Genomic DNA, 14,157 nt, shown 5'->3' on the forward strand with positions numbered 1-14,157 from the left:
CTTGGGGGGCACGAAAGAATTCGCCTTACAAGGCATGGCTCGCCGAGGTGCGCCGACAGTTGGGGCACCCGCTGAATGCGCCGAAGGCCGATCCAGAGAATCAACAAACTGACATGTTTGCGCTCCATAAAGAGTAGACCACGTGGCTGCGGTTCCCTCGATGCCAATGCGCTGGTTTAACCTGGTGGCGTCCTGCTGCTGGGAAGGTCATCCTTCTTCCGAGCGCTGATATGCCGGCTTAACCCTCCCAGAGAGGGCTGGGCTATTCCTCCCCCCCTGCAAAGTTCGCCCCCCTTCAACACCGAAAATCATCTGCTCATGCATCCAGGCGATTGCGCTGCCTGGGCGGCATCGAGTGCTACGCCTCTACCGTCAGTGCCAGTGCCCTAGGCGGAAAAGCTGTCTGAAACCGAGCTGTACGGGCTAATGCTTCTTGCATCCTTGGGATTTTCAACGTGTCGGGTAAAACCGATGCCGAACCCGTAAAAGGAGCAAGCAATGCCAATCGCAAACGAGCATCAAGAAGACGAGCCGAGATTGATCGACCGGATAATGAGTGACCTGCTGTCCGCTATGGATCGAGACAATTCAGATCTGCGATCCACGTTGATCAAGAACAGTGACGACATCCGGACCTTGGCCGAAATCTGTCGGCAGACCTGTGTTTTCGAGCATAGCCAGGCAAAGTTTGCCGAATTCAAACAGCATCTGGAGGAGTCAACACCTCCCGAAGAACGGCTCGTCAAATCGTGGGCGTGGCTGCTTGACCGGATTGTCCATTCACCGACCACTCTGCACATGCGGGGAGCCGTTCGCCTCTGCGTGCCGCTGGTTGCGCTCTACCTTCCCTCGGAATGACTAAGGGGTAAGAACTCGCATAGCTCGGGAAATGGGGGTGATTTTTCACGCCACTTTTGAAACGAATTGGAGAGGTTTGGGTTATTTGGAGTTCGCGGTACAACGGTTTTGAGCTGCGCTTTCAGTCGGTAAAAGCGTCTGAAATAACACCCCGCCAAAGAATACGGCAGGTACGATCTCCAACAAATCCAAGGAGAAATTTTCCGCCATGACACATTCAGTGGTCAGCATCGACCACCTCAAGCAGCAGGTAATCCCTGAGTTGTTTGCTATCCCGGCTCGACTCGGCGAGTACGGGGGCGTAGCGGATAGCTCTGCCAAAATCGATCAACTCTCCGATCTCATGGAGAGTGGGTCGGCGGCGGCGCTTGCGGCCAAAATCGCAGAAGTCCTCTCGAAAATGGCCGACGCATCGCCTGAGCAGATTACCCGGAAGCCAACCTGGCTCGAAAAGGTTCTGGGCGGAGCCGTTGAAAAACAGGTTCGCTATCAAGTCGCCCGGTCAACCCTGGAGCAATTACTGGCCGAGGCTGAAGGGCATGCCCAAGGTGTACGCGATACGGTCAGCGCCATCAGCAGAATGATCGTTGCCCACGCCGAAGAGGCGGAAGCACTGAAAGTATTCATCCAGGCCGGGCGCGAATTTCTCGAAGAAAACCCTCTCATCGGGACAGTAGCGGAGGGGGAGATCGAGTTTGATCGGCCGCGAGAGCGGCTGGCGCGAAAGCTTGCCAACTTGGCAACACTTCTGGCCTCACACGAGCTGAGCGTTAGTCAGATGAAGCTCAGCCGCGCCCAAGCCCTCGACATGCTCGATCGCTTCCGAGAGACAGTTACCGTACTTGTTCCAGTATGGCGGCAACACACCCTTACCCTGATCACCACCAAACACATGAGCCCGGCGATGGTCGAGGCTGCCAGTAAGGCGCATCAGGCGCTGATGGCCAGCCTGTCTGAAAGCCTGAATGGCGTGAAGCACTGAGGAGCAAGACATGCAGCAGCAAACTACCGTGACAGATCTCGCCACTGCCAACACCGAGCTTACTCCCGCAGGGCTCCAGGCCCTTGGTCTCCAGGAACAGGACATCCCCCAGATCAAGGCTGTAGCGGCACTGATCCAGGCAGAAAACCCGCTCTCGGTTTCTCAGTTCGGCAGGGAAGTGGCGGAACACACGTCCTCCTACGCCGACAGCTTGCTCGACCAGGTTCGTAACAGCGACCTGGACGATGCCGGCGCAAAGCTGAGCGAGGTGGTTGCCGTCGCGCAGTCGCTCAATGTCAGCGCGCTTTCCGATCGCCGTTCGCGCATCCCTGTCATCGGCAAGCTGATCGACAAGGTAACCCTTCGCGGGAAGTCCGTCATGGGGCAGTTCGACACCACGCGGGAGCAAATCGAAAAGCTCGTTGCTGAAGTCGACCAAACTCAAGCGGGTATTTCCGCTCGGAATACCGGCCTCGAGTCCATGTTCGTTGCGGTACGCGAGGAGCATCGACTGCTTGGCATCCACATTGCCGCCGGTAAGCAGCGCCTGGCGGAGCTACAGGCGCAAGTTTCTCAGCTTCGGGCGAACATCGGGAACGACCCGGCCCGCTTGCAGCAAGTTGCGGATCTGGACGCACTGATCTCCAACCTCGACAAGCGTATTGGTGACCTCACGGCGCTCCAGCAATCTGCTATGCAGAGCCTGCCGACGATTCGGATGATTCAAGCGAATAACCAGATGCTGGTGGACAAGTTCCACACAATCCGGGAAATCACTGTGCCGGCCTGGAAGCGCCAATTCATGCTGGCTTTGACACTGAACGAGCAGCGGAACGCCGTCCAGCTGGCCACCAAAATCGACGACACCACCAACGATCTCCTCAAACGCAACGCCGAGCTGCTTCACCGCAACTCCGTAGAGACGGCCAAGGCTAACCAGCGGTTGGTAATCGACGTGGACACCTTGCAGAAGGTCCAGGCCACGCTGATCCAGACCGTAGAAGACGTGATCAAAATCCAGCGCGAAGGCGTGGCTCAACGCAAGGCCGCAGAGAAAGAGATCCAGGGCATGCGCCTCGACCTTCATAAGCGCCTGGGCAGGACTGAGACAGTGAAGGAGCTTCACTGATGACAGATCAAGTCCAATTGTTCCGGCTGCGGGTCGACGGCAAAGTTGCAGAGATAAACGTTCCTGCAAATGAGATCGCGGATCGACTGAGTAAATACGGCGTCCAGCGAAAGGACACCTTAGATCGGCTGCTCGCCGGACAGACGCAGCGCGTCCTTGGCCAAAATCTGGAGCTTCTAGAAGGCCTAAGGTCGGGGGAGCAAGCTGAGCCTCTGCCTGTGGAGCCGGAGCGGGCCACATCGACGAAGGCCGAGGCTCAACCGAAGCCTCCAAAACGTGTTCAATCCCAATCCAAGCCGGCGCCGCCGACGCCATTTGATGCGGCCCTGCAAGAACTGACCTCGCGGGCGAAGAAGCTGCGCAAAGGCACCCTAATCTACGGCGGTACCGCGTTGGGTTTGGCGATACTCGGAGGGGTATTTTATGCGCTGGGTCTCGCCGCCGAGCCATCCACGGCTATTGATCAGATCCTGGTTCCTGGTGCGATCGCGAAGGCTTTCCAAACAGCTGACCATGCCGGCGGCGGTATCGGCGGGCTTATGGGGGTCGAATCGGTTGTCGGCTCGATCCTCAATAGCACAGCGCTCAAAATGCTCAGCGCGGTTGCAATGATTGCGGGTGTAGGGGCTGCGATCTTTACCCAGCGCGTTTCTCACATCATTCCTGCCATGATGATCGGCACAATGCCTTATGCCATGGGCATGTTCATAGAGGTAGGTGATTCCGCGAGGACAAGCAAGCCTAACGAGTTCTTCGCCGCGGTTGAATCGAAGAAAATGTCGACCCTTCAGCGCCTGCTCAGCTCCAGAGAGGATCTGGACGAGATGGCCAGGGCGTATGTGCTAGCCCAAGCATCTATCGTCGACGGCAGTTCGTCGCAATGGGTCGTGCTTACAGCGAAGAACCTACGAGAGGGCAAAATCAACGGCAGCTTTGCCGTACCGGCCAGCGTTGCCTACGCCATCGAGGCAACTGCACTAGGCCCAGAAAGCCCATCGCTCTCTGATCGAGCAAAACAGCATCGCCTGAGCGCCCTGGCCGATGCAAGCGAATGGAAGCGCAACAGCTTCTGGACACTTCTCCTGGCAGGGTTGCTTTGCGCAATCGCCACGGGTCATGAATCGATCGCGCAAGTCATCTTTCGCAGAGTTCGTCGCATTGGTCAGTTGCTTACCCCAGCGCGGTAGTTAATGCGTGAAGCACACAAACCCAGGCTTTGCTTGGGTTTTTTTTACCTCGAATAGCTGAAAACCACCTTTTAAGGAGCAACCGTGAAATCCATCCTCATGATGTGTACGGCCGTGCTGATGGCCACGTCCCACTTCGCTTCTGCCTCAGCACCTTTGACCTTCGAGCAAGCGAAGGTTGAGCTGCGCCAGAAGGTCTATTACGACCGCAATACCAGCGAAACCGGCGACCTCTACTGCGGGTGCAGCTGGAAGTGGGTAGGGCGATCAGGGGGACGTGTCGACTTCGCCTCATGCGGGTACGAAGTGCGCGCTCAGGAAAACCGCGCCCAGCGCATCGAATGGGAGCACGTGTTGCCGGCATACGCCTTTGGTAGCCAACGGCAATGTTGGCAGAACGGCGGGCGCAAAAATTGCGTTGATACCGATGCGGTTTTTCGGGAAATGGAAGCCGACATGCACAACCTTGATGTGAGCGTCGGCGAGGTGAACGCTGATCGCAGCAACTTTCGCTATGGCGTTTTACCCTCAACGCCAAAGCAGTACGGCGCTTGCCCGACCAGAACAGATTTCCAGCAGCGGGTCACAGAGCCTCGCGACCAGGTAAAGGGTGCTGTTGCTCGCATCTATTTCTACATGCACGACCGTTACGGGCTGTCGATGTCCAAGGCACAGCAGCAGTTGCTGATGGCCTGGGATCGTCAATACCCGGTGACCGAGTGGGAACAGGAGCGTGACCGGCGGATTGCCCGAATAATGGGGCACAGCAATCCATTCGTAACAGGTGAGCGTTCTTGGAGTCTCGGGATGCGAGTGACGGGAGCCGGAACGATGGCACAGACCATTCGGAGCGAGTCTGTCCAGCACCAGGTAGCTGGTGGATACACCTCCAGCTCGATCTCGCCGGTGATTGGCAACCGCAATAGTAATGTTTACCACCTACCAGTGGGCTGTCCGAGCTATGGAAAGGTCGGAACGCGCAACCGGGTAGAGTTTTCCAGCGCTGCGGACGCTGAAGCTGCGGGTTTTAAACGGGCCGGAAACTGCCGATAGGGGGCGTGCGGGGCTGATATGCAGTTTTGTAGTACTGGGGCTTACCTGAACCTTTTCCTGCCCCTGGAGGCTCTGCGGTGGCTACAGCAAGCGTGAGGTGAGGAAGCTGGTATCGCAGGCACGGCCGGGTGTATCACAAAGATCTCCCGGCCGACCTCAATGATCAATCAACTGTCTGGTGCTGTTTCGGTTTTGCGGCCTGCTTTGGCGGTACCGGATCAGGTTGGGCCGGCGTCGTGGCCAAGGTATGAGTAATCACTGAGCCGCTTTTGTTTGCCAGGTTCTTTGCCAGAGACTCCCGGACAACTTCCATCGTGAGTATCCGTGAGGTGGCAATCGCAGATTTGAGGGGCTGGCCAGCCGCAACCAATACCTCAACCATGTCCAGAGCCGTATTCACGCCGGCTTCGATTCGTTTCTCTACGCCATCAATCATCATCTTCTCTTTCTCCATTTTGGTGGCTTACGGAATGCAAGCGACCTCAGAGGAGCGTACGCCGTTCACGAGTGACTTGAACAGCTCAGCGCATGATGCGGCAATAATCGCACCCTAATTATTAGGTAGCTAACGAATTTAACATAACAAAGATTATAAGAAGTCTAAGAGGCTGATATTTAAGGATATACTAGCGACCAGAAATGCCTTTTATCGACTCTCGGTACGTCGATAGCACCTCGGGTTTCTCTGGCTCGCCGGGCTCCTCAGCATCTGGGTCCGAAGTGGATGAGGCTACGAAAAAGCGCCCACCAGGGAGTGCCGGCAACCGGTGCTTTATGTCAGGCCGTTTTGCTGATCTTGAGTCGCTATCGAAGTCCTTGAGGCCAACGACTTTTGCAGCTGGCTTCCCATCGAGTACGAAGAATGGGAGGTTGGCATGCAGCATTGCGTCATACCGGCTTCGCTCGGAAAACCAAAGCATGGCCCGTGGATGCGGAGCGATAGGCTTTGGGACATCTAGAAGGTCGGTTTCAGCCATGTTTGCGATGCTGCGTAGATCGATCCACTGGGGGCTATTCTCCACCGGCTCGCCGGTGGCCACGGATCTTTCATGTGCCTCGGCAAGTAGCACCTCCCGGACGTGGCCAACAGTGACACGCTCTTTACCTGAGGTGTGGCCGGCCCAGGTGAATGTGATCTGTCTTGGGGCCGCGTCAAAAACCTGAACTGCGCGTTTCAGTTGATTTAGAGAGAAGTTTTTCCCCAGGGCCTGGCGCATGATGTTAGAGCGGCGGCTTACGGCAACGTTGCGAAACACTCGCTCGGCCTCGATCGCATCCACAAGCTCGCTCTTGCAGCGATTCACCGCCCTACCCTCGTCAAGTATCGATCCGGAGAGGATAAAGTACCCCGGCAACCGAAGCACGGTACCCGGAGCCTGGCCAAGATCGCGCTCGAATTCGCGTAACGCTTCTACCGCGGCATCGATCGCGTCAGTGCCTGTCAGTACCTGGACGTTGATTCGAGAAGGCGTCCTCTGTTCAGCGAGCAGCGGGATGCGCCAAATCATTCCGCCTACAACCAAGGCGGGCCACTTCTCATTGAAAGCCCCAACCGTTTCGACCAACCGTTTGTAAGCGGAGACGATTGCGTCAGTCATCTAGCATTCCTCATAATACCACCCCTTCACTACGGCTATGCCGCATGCCCTCCTCCCCCTCCGCTCCTGTTTAACATGGAACGACGCCGAGGGTGCGAAAGCGATCTCGCGATTGAAGGGGTGGTATTATCGAGTATCCCAAATTCCGCCCATAAAAAAACCCGTTCGGAACGGGCTTTTTTTCTACCTGTCAGCTCAACGACTTCGGACTGCCTCAAGAGACAGCAGATCCTCAATGTGATCCGCAACGTCGGCCCGCAAACGGCTCTCCAACCTTTCTCGACTTATGTGTTCAGTTTCGCTCGGCTCTACGAGCAAAACTACATAACCTTTGTCCCGCAATTGCTGAAGCGAGGCTGCCTGGTCGGTTGAAATGGACATGAGAATATCTCCTGTGATTAGCGGGTTGGGTTCAAGAGTTGGAACAGCCGACTGAGGACGCCTTTGCGCATCGGTTTCCATGTCTGCCAAACCCCGTTCATAGGGCCTGAAGCTGTCAAATCATCATGAAAGCGAAGTAGGAACCTGGTGATGCTCTTGCATTCTGCGCAGTAGCCACTTGCTTCTATCGTGAAACACCGCTGGGACGGCCGGGTGACAGTTCCCCTAAGATGCTCGTCAGGGATGGCTTGGTTGCAGCCGCGGCACTCACCTACTAACTCATCCCAGACTGTTTTGTTGTCAAAACGAACAGGTAGCTGGCTAGCAATGCTCGGCATCGCGAGCAGGTCCAGATCGCGCTGGGTTGGCTTTCTCCGACTCATCTTTGCTCCATCTGCACCCTAGTGATCAGATCCGATCCTAATGCGAGCCCTGGAGAACCCAAGCAGATGATCGAGGAGCGCTATGCGGCATCCGCCTGTTTCTTTCTGAAAACCATCGGGGTATTTGGCTTGCGGCCGTCACGCCGGTCGACGAACTCTTTCATGATCGCCAACATTGTCGAGTTGACAGCCAGAATCCGCATAGCACGGGTACACGCGACGTAAAGGAGGTTCATTTCATCGATCCATGATTCCTTTTCGTTGTCCGGATTGAAGGGGTCGAAAGTGAAGTCCTCAGCAAGTTGCACAGCATCCCATTCCAAGCCCTTCGAACGATGCGCAGTGCTGAGAGTGATGGTGGCTTCAAGCTCATCGGCGACAGCATTGCGCCGCAGCTTGGCAAACAACTCCGGGAGATCCGCGCTGTACTGCTCGATGATCTTGATCGAGCGGTTCATCTCAGGGTCTTGGCTTTCATCGGCGATCTGCTTGTAGAGATCATAATCAGGATATTCCTGGAGGAGTTTTTTCCCCTTCACTCGGTCACGCCACCCCTTCGATAGCGCATGTAGGTCTTCAAGATCCTGAAGGTTGTAGCCCTCGATCCCCCCAACCCAGTAGATCTTTGCACCCGTCTCAACATTGGCCAGAGCCGTCTCGATCACTCCAACCACCGTCCGGCAGAGTACGGTGCGATGTTCAAGGTCAGCCGGTAGCGCTTTTGAAACACGAGTCTCGCCACCCAGCCCAGCCAGTTGGCGGGATTCACCCTTGAACGCGAGAACCATGTTGGCGACGTGCGCAACGGCAGACCCAAACCGAAACGACTGAGTGAGGTAATGGACTTCCGCTTTCTCGAGCCAGGTCGCATTGAGAGCGTCGACGGCCCCCCTGAAGCGATAAAGCATTTGGTGGCCATCACCACAAACGACTACACCCATACCGTATGCCGCCTGCTGCGCAAGCACACCTGCAATCACTGGATTGATATCCTGTGCCTCATCTCCAAGCGCAATATCATAACGGTCCCGCAAGTTTGGCTTCGAGAGAGCCCAGAGCTTGAGGTACCCATCGTGCGTCAGATTGGCAGCCTGGTTATGGATGTCGCACATTTGCAACCAAAGTTGCCTGGCTCCTTCTACGATGCTGCCGGCGGCGCGCTTCATTCGGTCCGTTTTGAGCTTACTGGCGGGGCAATGACACAGCTCGATGTCGTCATCAGCGCTGGCCAGATAATTGTTCAGTGTTTCTTGCACGCTGCGCACCATCTCCCAGTTCTGTGAGCCGATAACTCTCGCGATGTCGGTCAGGCGCAGATTGCTTGTGAGCTTGTGTTTGTACTTCGATCCGATCGACGCATAAGCCAAGCCGTGGGCTGTTTTGCACGTCACGTTCGGCGGAAACTTTTGCTTGGCAGCAATCTCGACGCTCTTGTTGTAGCAGAGGTAGAGCAAACGGCATTGAGGCCGAGCCTTGGCATAGCCAACAAGCGTGGTTGTCTTCCCTGTTCCAGCAAAAGCCACCAGCTTGACGATACGGGCCAACGAGTTAATCGCCGGTTCCTGTTCGTGGGTGAATTTCATGCCTTGGATCTCCGTTCTGATATGCCTCCATGGTTGCATAGTCACGTACAAACCCAAGCGGGACTGATAGCTCTACTCTCCAGAACATTTGGGTATTCCTGGATAGCTGGCAATGTCTTCTCAAACCCGGAATCAGAGCAGCAACCATGACTTACGACGAGACCCTTTCCTCCTATCGGCATCTTCTTGAAGCCAATCCAGGGAAAGCATTGAAAATCAGCGACGATTGCTACGCGGTTTTGATCGGCGGAACCTTGAGCGGGGCGTACATCAACCTGGAAGGGACTGTTGATCTCGGGACAATCTTTGAGTTTGATCGTGAAGGCTGGGATGCCGAGTGCGAGTGCTGGGAAGGTGATGTGTCTGGGGTGCAAACAGCATTTTGCATAGCCACGCCCTCCCTCGTTGAGATTCCAGTTCCTGGTGCGGGAAGTAGCACGCCCAACCAGGGGAAAAAATAATGCTAGGGTTACCCGGCAAATCGAAGCCAAACAGGGCCCTGGGTAGGCCATTTGGGATTTTCGACACTGCTGGCAGGATGAATACAGATAAAGGGAGCCGTAGCTTATGACAGCCATCCAACTTTTCCAGCAGCGCCAATCGGAGCCGGTCTGCACCGATTTGATTCAGATGATTCGCGACGGCATGATTCGACGGCTTAAGCGGTTTGTTGTAGAGCCATACGATGACGGCATCACCTGGGGAATTCAGACAGTCGCAATAGCAACACCAGATGCTGATGACGGCGACCAGTTTCCTGTCGTAATTGTCGACCTTCACGAAGATGATCAGGCCGCAATGTCGTTTGCTTTAAGCGTCTTCGACGCGCTCAAAATCGCAGGGCGAGCATCAAGCGAGGATGTATGCCAATGGAGGCGAAGCCTCTTTACGCTTGTACCTAGTTACTGAGCATTTACCTGCCCAGACCAATCCAACCCGCCAACAAGGCGGGTTTTTGTTATGGAATCGGCACCAAAAGGACAGCAAATGACGACTGGTGCGCCTGGCTGGTACTTAAAGTCGCGGGGAACCCTGCTAGAAAAGGCACAAACGGTCGTCAGATGACGACGCATGCTATTCTGGTTGCTCTTCTTCCTCTGCCGAAACAGTGAACAGCAGCCCAGCTTCCTGAGCTTCCGCCAACTCACCCAACGGCTGAGTGGCCAGCCATTCGCTATCTTCCGCGGGGTCAAACTCAGGAAGAGGGGGAAGATCTTCAGGGTCGAGTTCCAGATTAAGCGGGAGCTGTGCGACGTCACAAAAGGTGAATTTGATTGCGATCACCTTCCGCCCTTCCCTCTTCAGCTCATAGCTGACATCCAGGTTGCTCTTACTCTTCAGCTCTGCAACTGCCGGATCTATGACTCTCTGGCGGAGGTTGTTGAAACGTTGATAGGCATCCGACAATCCGAGGGCAACCCGCAAGGATTCGACCTCAATGTAGGCCCATCCTGTCTTCCGAAACTGCATCAGCATCTCAAACAGCCGGAACGAATGGCTTGAGTCCAGGCAGGCAACCCGCCGAAGATCATAGCTAGTCACTTTGCTATACAGCATCGTGAGATAGGGCATGACATGGATGGTGAACGACAACTCAACGCGACCTTCACCATCCAAATACTTGGCCCGATCGACCCAACGCTTCCGCTCCATGCCAGACCCGTCAAAGGTCTTAATATCGCGCTCGTACAGCTCATCAGCAGCCACTTTCATCTGCTCATAGGCATGCCTGAGCTGGACGCCGTAGATATCCGAATAGTCCGCGGCCGAGACAGACACCTTTTTCGGCATAGGCCTTCTTGGGTCGAGTTTACTGATAGCCGCGAGGATCAATCGCTGCTCGTTGAGCGTCAGCCGATACGACGCGGTAATCAGCGTATTTGATTTCGTAACCCGGAGCGGCTTAGGTTCCGGCTTGGCTGGTTTGGGTAAATTGGACATGTTTGGCCCCACGAGTAGTAACGGAACCCTACAGATAGATTACGCTGTAGTCGATACCCAGGAGTTGGTTAGGCTCTAGACCCCTGTAAAAATGGGCCTTGCAGCCCACCACCTCATCCGATCTCAAGACACTTGATGAATCTGTAGTCGATAGGCAGTAGCCGTAATTTGTAGTCGATTGATGTCCGTTCGGCCGTAGAACAGCCGGAATCTGTAGTCGATAGCGTGATACACCTTCGATCCTCAGCCGTAATCTGTAGTCGATAGCGTGGAAAACCTTTGATCCACAGCCGTAATTTGTAGTCGATACCGTAGATATGGCAGCAAAACTGCCTGGTCATACTCGTTCACGCACAGCCGTAATCTGTAGTCGCATCGAGCTGATGCCTGTGAAAATAGCCGTAATCTGTAGTCGATAGGTCCAGCTGTGGAGCTGAAAGACTATTTATTGGCGAATCCCAACACAGACAGGGCAAACCAGTGAAAACCGCCAAAAAAGCGACGTAAAATTAAAAATATCTTTAAAAAACAATGAGTTATTCGGATTTTCAATAAAAAAAAGGCCATTCAAGCAAATTCAGAACATAAAATTGCTTGAAATCGAGCCATAAAAACTCAAACTCGTGTTAGGTGCAGCATTCGGCAGCCGGAATCTGTAGTCGTTAGACACAGCCCAGGGCCTCCGTCAGGCCTGTGGATAACGGCCGGAATCTGTAGTCGTCATAGCCGGAATCTGTAGTCGTTTCAGCCGTAATCCATAGTCGCAAAGCCGGAATCTGTAGTCGCAATGCCGGAATTTGTAGTCGATGATCCTCTGGAGGCCACGTAATACAAGGGCTCCAGCTCTCTAAAAACAAGAGAACAACAAGAGAAAAACAGTTAAAAGGCTTTTAAAACGGAAAAGCCAATTTTTCTGAGGGTTGAAAAGCCAAAAGCACACTCAAAATCCGATGGCTGTTTTTCCGACGACAATTCGGTTCGAAAGCAGCACACCCACCAGGTCGGCGAGGAGAAAATGATCCCATCCGAATATGACCTGGAGGAACCCAATGAATACTGCCGCTTTCGCGGGCGTCGCAGCTTATCTGCTCAGCATGGCTGTCATAGCGCCGGAGCCGGTAAGCCTGACTGTAGGCGTCACAACGATCTTGGACGTCCAGCAGCAGTACACAATCATCGACAACATAGGTACCTCCTATACCGGTGGGCCGGTACTGAATCTTTCCGAGTGGGAGGTCAACCTCGATGGTGTCACTGACATTCAGCTGGCTTTCAACGCTGATGGGGTCTTGGATGTAGCTACGGTGAGAGCTGACAAACTCCATCTGGGCGAAGTACTGGAAGGCATGAGAAGCCAGCTTAAGATCAGCAGTGATGAATCCTCCCATGGCTTTGAAAACGTAACTTTCTTGTCCGGATCAACAGAAGTAGTTATCGAATCACACCCTATGGATGCCCAATTCACAGTCAACTACATCAGCGCGGATTTCAAACGCGCACGCAATGACGCCCAAAAACAGTACGCCTGAACGCTGACCTGGACTCTCGATTAAACTAAAAATGAGTTCGGGTTTAATCTACAAAATACCCAATCTAAGCCGAACTGCGAGATCAGAAATGCCGTTTCCAGTTCGGTTTCATAGGCTAAAATCCCACGTGTACCATGATTTTCCTTGAAAAAGCGCCTTAACGTATTATGATCCACCTGTATTCAACAATGCAGGGATCGTCATGCAGCAGCCAAGCGAGCAGTTTGAAGAGGAATCCGTCTATTTCACGGATTTCTCCACCCTCCTCTACCCCCCAAAATTTGCAGCCGATTGTTTTGGATTGACAACCCGTCGTCTTCAAGACATTGAGGATGAAAACGGGCTGGAAATTCGCCGCATTGCTCGCGGCACTGTCCCAACTCGGGCTTACACCCTGAGTGATATTTTCGATATCGCAGCGATCCGCAGAGCGAAAGGTCAAGCAAAGGGGCTACCACGGCAGGTTGTGATTTCAACCTTCGTTCCCAAGGGAGGCACAGGGAAAACGACCGTAACAGTCAACCTGGCAATCTACCTTCAGATGCAAGGACTCCGGATTCTTATCATTGATAACGATCCCCAGGGCGACTCGTCGAGCGAGCTGGGGTATGACCCAGACTTGGCAAGGTCTGACCTTGAATCGATGGGAATTCCTCCAGAGCGCTATGTTGAGGGCAATCTAGGGAATCTTCTTAGCCCAGAGCTGAGAGGTCGACAATTCGAGCCATTGTCTTTTGATCAAGTCATCAAAAAACCATTCGGGGAGAACGGCCCCCATCTCATCCCAGCTGACGCGTACCTCGAGGATCTTGTTGTTGCTTTAGACGCCGAGAACAATATGGATTTCTGGTATGCAGACTGGCTGGAGCGAGCCAGGACTGGAGAGATTCCCGGTATTGATACGTCAGCCTATGACGTGATCCTTTTTGACAATGCCCCTACCGCTTCTCGGCTCACAAAAAACTCAATCGTCGCTAGCGACTTTGTTATCTGCCCTGTTCGTATGGATAAATTCTCTTTCCGCGCCCTTATGCGGTTGAATGAATGGATGGTTCGATTTGCCAAGGCATACCGTCGCTCCCCTGTCGTTCTCGCAATCCCGACCATGTTCATCAGGAACCGTAAACGAATTCTGAATAACCTTGTTGTTCTGAACGATCTCTTCCCTGGTCGGGTTGCTGAGGAAAAGCTCTATTACTCAGAAGATTATGGTAAGGCGCTCGATCAGGGAATTCCTCTGATCGTATGGAAAGGCGCTACCAACAAAACGATCGACTCTATGCGCTCAGTTTTTAGCGAAGCACTCCAAAAGGTCCGGGAGTTTGCATCTCAGTGACTGGTGCTCGGAGCACCACTTGGCTGTTGAGCCCACTGGTGCTCGGAGCACCACTCGGCTGTTGAGCCTGACTGGTGCTCGGAGCACCACTCGGTGGTTGAGCCTGACTGGTGCTCAGAGCACCACTCGGTGGTTGAGCCTGACCCGGTGCTCGGAGCACCACTTGAGATCATCAGCAGGCCCAGAGTTAGATGCGC

Annotated in this window: 13 protein-coding genes; 9 read left to right on the forward strand and 4 right to left on the reverse strand. The window is 54.2% G+C overall.

Translation table 11 applies throughout. The features are described 5' to 3' along the window. The first annotated feature begins 498 nt into the window (after nucleotides 1-498). The 5 genes from QOM08_RS28665 (at nucleotide 499) to QOM08_RS28685 (ending at nucleotide 5,209) form a co-directional block, all read left to right on the forward strand. On the forward strand, nucleotides 499-858 hold the full coding sequence (locus tag QOM08_RS28665) for a hypothetical protein (protein ID WP_083182235.1): 360 nt from the start codon (nucleotides 499-501) through the stop codon (nucleotides 856-858). Nucleotides 859-1,066: 208 nt separating this feature from the next. Beyond that, on the forward strand, nucleotides 1,067-1,840 hold the full coding sequence (locus QOM08_RS28670; protein WP_316913273.1) for a protein KlaA: 774 nt from the start codon (nucleotides 1,067-1,069) through the stop codon (nucleotides 1,838-1,840). Between the two features lie 10 nt (nucleotides 1,841-1,850). Next, on the forward strand, nucleotides 1,851-2,969 hold the full coding sequence (locus tag QOM08_RS28675) for a toxic anion resistance protein (RefSeq protein WP_316913274.1): 1,119 nt from the start codon (nucleotides 1,851-1,853) through the stop codon (nucleotides 2,967-2,969). Continuing rightward, nucleotides 2,969-4,156: a hypothetical protein gene (locus tag QOM08_RS28680; RefSeq protein WP_316913275.1), complete on the forward strand. Its 1,188-nt coding sequence runs from the start codon at nucleotides 2,969-2,971 to the stop codon at nucleotides 4,154-4,156. Before QOM08_RS28675 ends, QOM08_RS28680 begins: the two co-directional genes overlap by 1 nt. Nucleotides 4,157-4,240: 84 nt before the next feature. After that, a complete protein-coding gene (locus tag QOM08_RS28685) occupies nucleotides 4,241-5,209 on the forward strand; it encodes an endonuclease (RefSeq protein WP_316913276.1) in 969 nt (322 codons plus the stop codon). A 163-nt stretch (nucleotides 5,210-5,372) separates the two neighbouring features. Here QOM08_RS28685 and QOM08_RS28690 read toward each other — a convergent pair whose 3' ends face one another. The 3 genes from QOM08_RS28690 to QOM08_RS28700 form a co-directional block, all read right to left on the reverse strand. Beyond that, nucleotides 5,373-5,648 carry a hypothetical protein gene (locus QOM08_RS28690; protein WP_316913277.1) on the reverse strand — a complete coding sequence of 92 codons (276 nt, stop codon included), beginning with the start codon at nucleotides 5,646-5,648 and terminating at the stop codon, nucleotides 5,373-5,375. A 187-nt stretch (nucleotides 5,649-5,835) separates the two neighbouring features. Further along, on the reverse strand, nucleotides 5,836-6,807 hold the full coding sequence (locus tag QOM08_RS28695) for a DNA replication terminus site-binding protein (protein WP_316913278.1): 972 nt from the start codon (nucleotides 6,805-6,807) through the stop codon (nucleotides 5,836-5,838). 844 nt (nucleotides 6,808-7,651) lie between these two features. Next, nucleotides 7,652-9,154 carry a UvrD-helicase domain-containing protein gene (locus tag QOM08_RS28700; RefSeq protein WP_316913279.1) on the reverse strand — a complete coding sequence of 501 codons (1,503 nt, stop codon included), beginning with the start codon at nucleotides 9,152-9,154 and terminating at the stop codon, nucleotides 7,652-7,654. Nucleotides 9,155-9,300: 146 nt separating this feature from the next. Here QOM08_RS28700 and QOM08_RS28705 point away from each other — a divergent pair, with 146 nt between their 5' ends. Beyond that, the gene (locus QOM08_RS28705) at nucleotides 9,301-9,615 is read left to right on the forward strand and encodes a hypothetical protein (protein WP_316913280.1); all 315 of its coding nucleotides are present in this window, start codon (nucleotides 9,301-9,303) and stop codon (nucleotides 9,613-9,615) included. A gap of 106 nt (nucleotides 9,616-9,721) precedes the next feature. Continuing rightward, entirely contained in the window at nucleotides 9,722-10,063 is a 342-nt protein-coding gene (locus QOM08_RS28710) for a hypothetical protein (RefSeq protein ID WP_316913281.1), read from the forward strand. Between the two features lie 165 nt (nucleotides 10,064-10,228). Here the strand turns inward: QOM08_RS28710 and QOM08_RS28715 are convergent, their stop codons facing one another. Further along, nucleotides 10,229-11,095: a replication initiation protein gene (locus QOM08_RS28715; RefSeq protein WP_316913282.1), complete on the reverse strand. Its 867-nt coding sequence runs from the start codon at nucleotides 11,093-11,095 to the stop codon at nucleotides 10,229-10,231. A gap of 1,049 nt (nucleotides 11,096-12,144) precedes the next feature. On the opposite strand from QOM08_RS28715, the gene QOM08_RS28720 reads away from it, so the two are divergent. Both QOM08_RS28720 and QOM08_RS28725 read left to right on the forward strand, forming a co-directional pair. Next, a complete protein-coding gene (locus QOM08_RS28720; protein ID WP_316913283.1) occupies nucleotides 12,145-12,624 on the forward strand; it encodes a hypothetical protein in 480 nt (159 codons plus the stop codon). Nucleotides 12,625-12,826: 202 nt separating this feature from the next. Further along, entirely contained in the window at nucleotides 12,827-13,960 is a 1,134-nt protein-coding gene (locus QOM08_RS28725; protein ID WP_316913284.1) for an AAA family ATPase, read from the forward strand. Nucleotides 13,961-14,157: the final 197 nt, after the last annotated feature.

Source organism: Pseudomonas sp. P105, from assembly GCF_032614175.1.
Taxonomy (GTDB): Bacteria; Pseudomonadota; Gammaproteobacteria; order Pseudomonadales; family Pseudomonadaceae; genus Aquipseudomonas; species Aquipseudomonas rhizophila.

What these genes read in the sequence shown, in the direction of transcription:
- QOM08_RS28665 (WP_083182235.1), top strand. Translation starts at nt 499, where the DNA reads ATGCCAATCGCAAACGAGCATCAAGAAGACGAGCCGAGATTGATCGAC.
- QOM08_RS28670 (WP_316913273.1), top strand. Translation starts at nt 1,067, where the DNA reads ATGACACATTCAGTGGTCAGCATCGACCACCTCAAGCAGCAGGTAATC.
- QOM08_RS28675 (WP_316913274.1), top strand. Translation starts at nt 1,851, where the DNA reads ATGCAGCAGCAAACTACCGTGACAGATCTCGCCACTGCCAACACCGAG.
- QOM08_RS28680 (WP_316913275.1), top strand. Translation starts at nt 2,969, where the DNA reads ATGACAGATCAAGTCCAATTGTTCCGGCTGCGGGTCGACGGCAAAGTT.
- QOM08_RS28690 (WP_316913277.1), bottom strand. Translation starts at nt 5,648, where the DNA reads ATGATGATTGATGGCGTAGAGAAACGAATCGAAGCCGGCGTGAATACG.
- QOM08_RS28695 (WP_316913278.1), bottom strand. Translation starts at nt 6,807, where the DNA reads ATGACTGACGCAATCGTCTCCGCTTACAAACGGTTGGTCGAAACGGTT.
- QOM08_RS28700 (WP_316913279.1), bottom strand. Translation starts at nt 9,154, where the DNA reads ATGAAATTCACCCACGAACAGGAACCGGCGATTAACTCGTTGGCCCGT.
- QOM08_RS28705 (WP_316913280.1), top strand. Translation starts at nt 9,301, where the DNA reads ATGACTTACGACGAGACCCTTTCCTCCTATCGGCATCTTCTTGAAGCC.
- QOM08_RS28710 (WP_316913281.1), top strand. Translation starts at nt 9,722, where the DNA reads ATGACAGCCATCCAACTTTTCCAGCAGCGCCAATCGGAGCCGGTCTGC.
- QOM08_RS28715 (WP_316913282.1), bottom strand. Translation starts at nt 11,095, where the DNA reads ATGTCCAATTTACCCAAACCAGCCAAGCCGGAACCTAAGCCGCTCCGG.
- QOM08_RS28720 (WP_316913283.1), top strand. Translation starts at nt 12,145, where the DNA reads ATGAATACTGCCGCTTTCGCGGGCGTCGCAGCTTATCTGCTCAGCATG.
- QOM08_RS28725 (WP_316913284.1), top strand. Translation starts at nt 12,827, where the DNA reads ATGCAGCAGCCAAGCGAGCAGTTTGAAGAGGAATCCGTCTATTTCACG.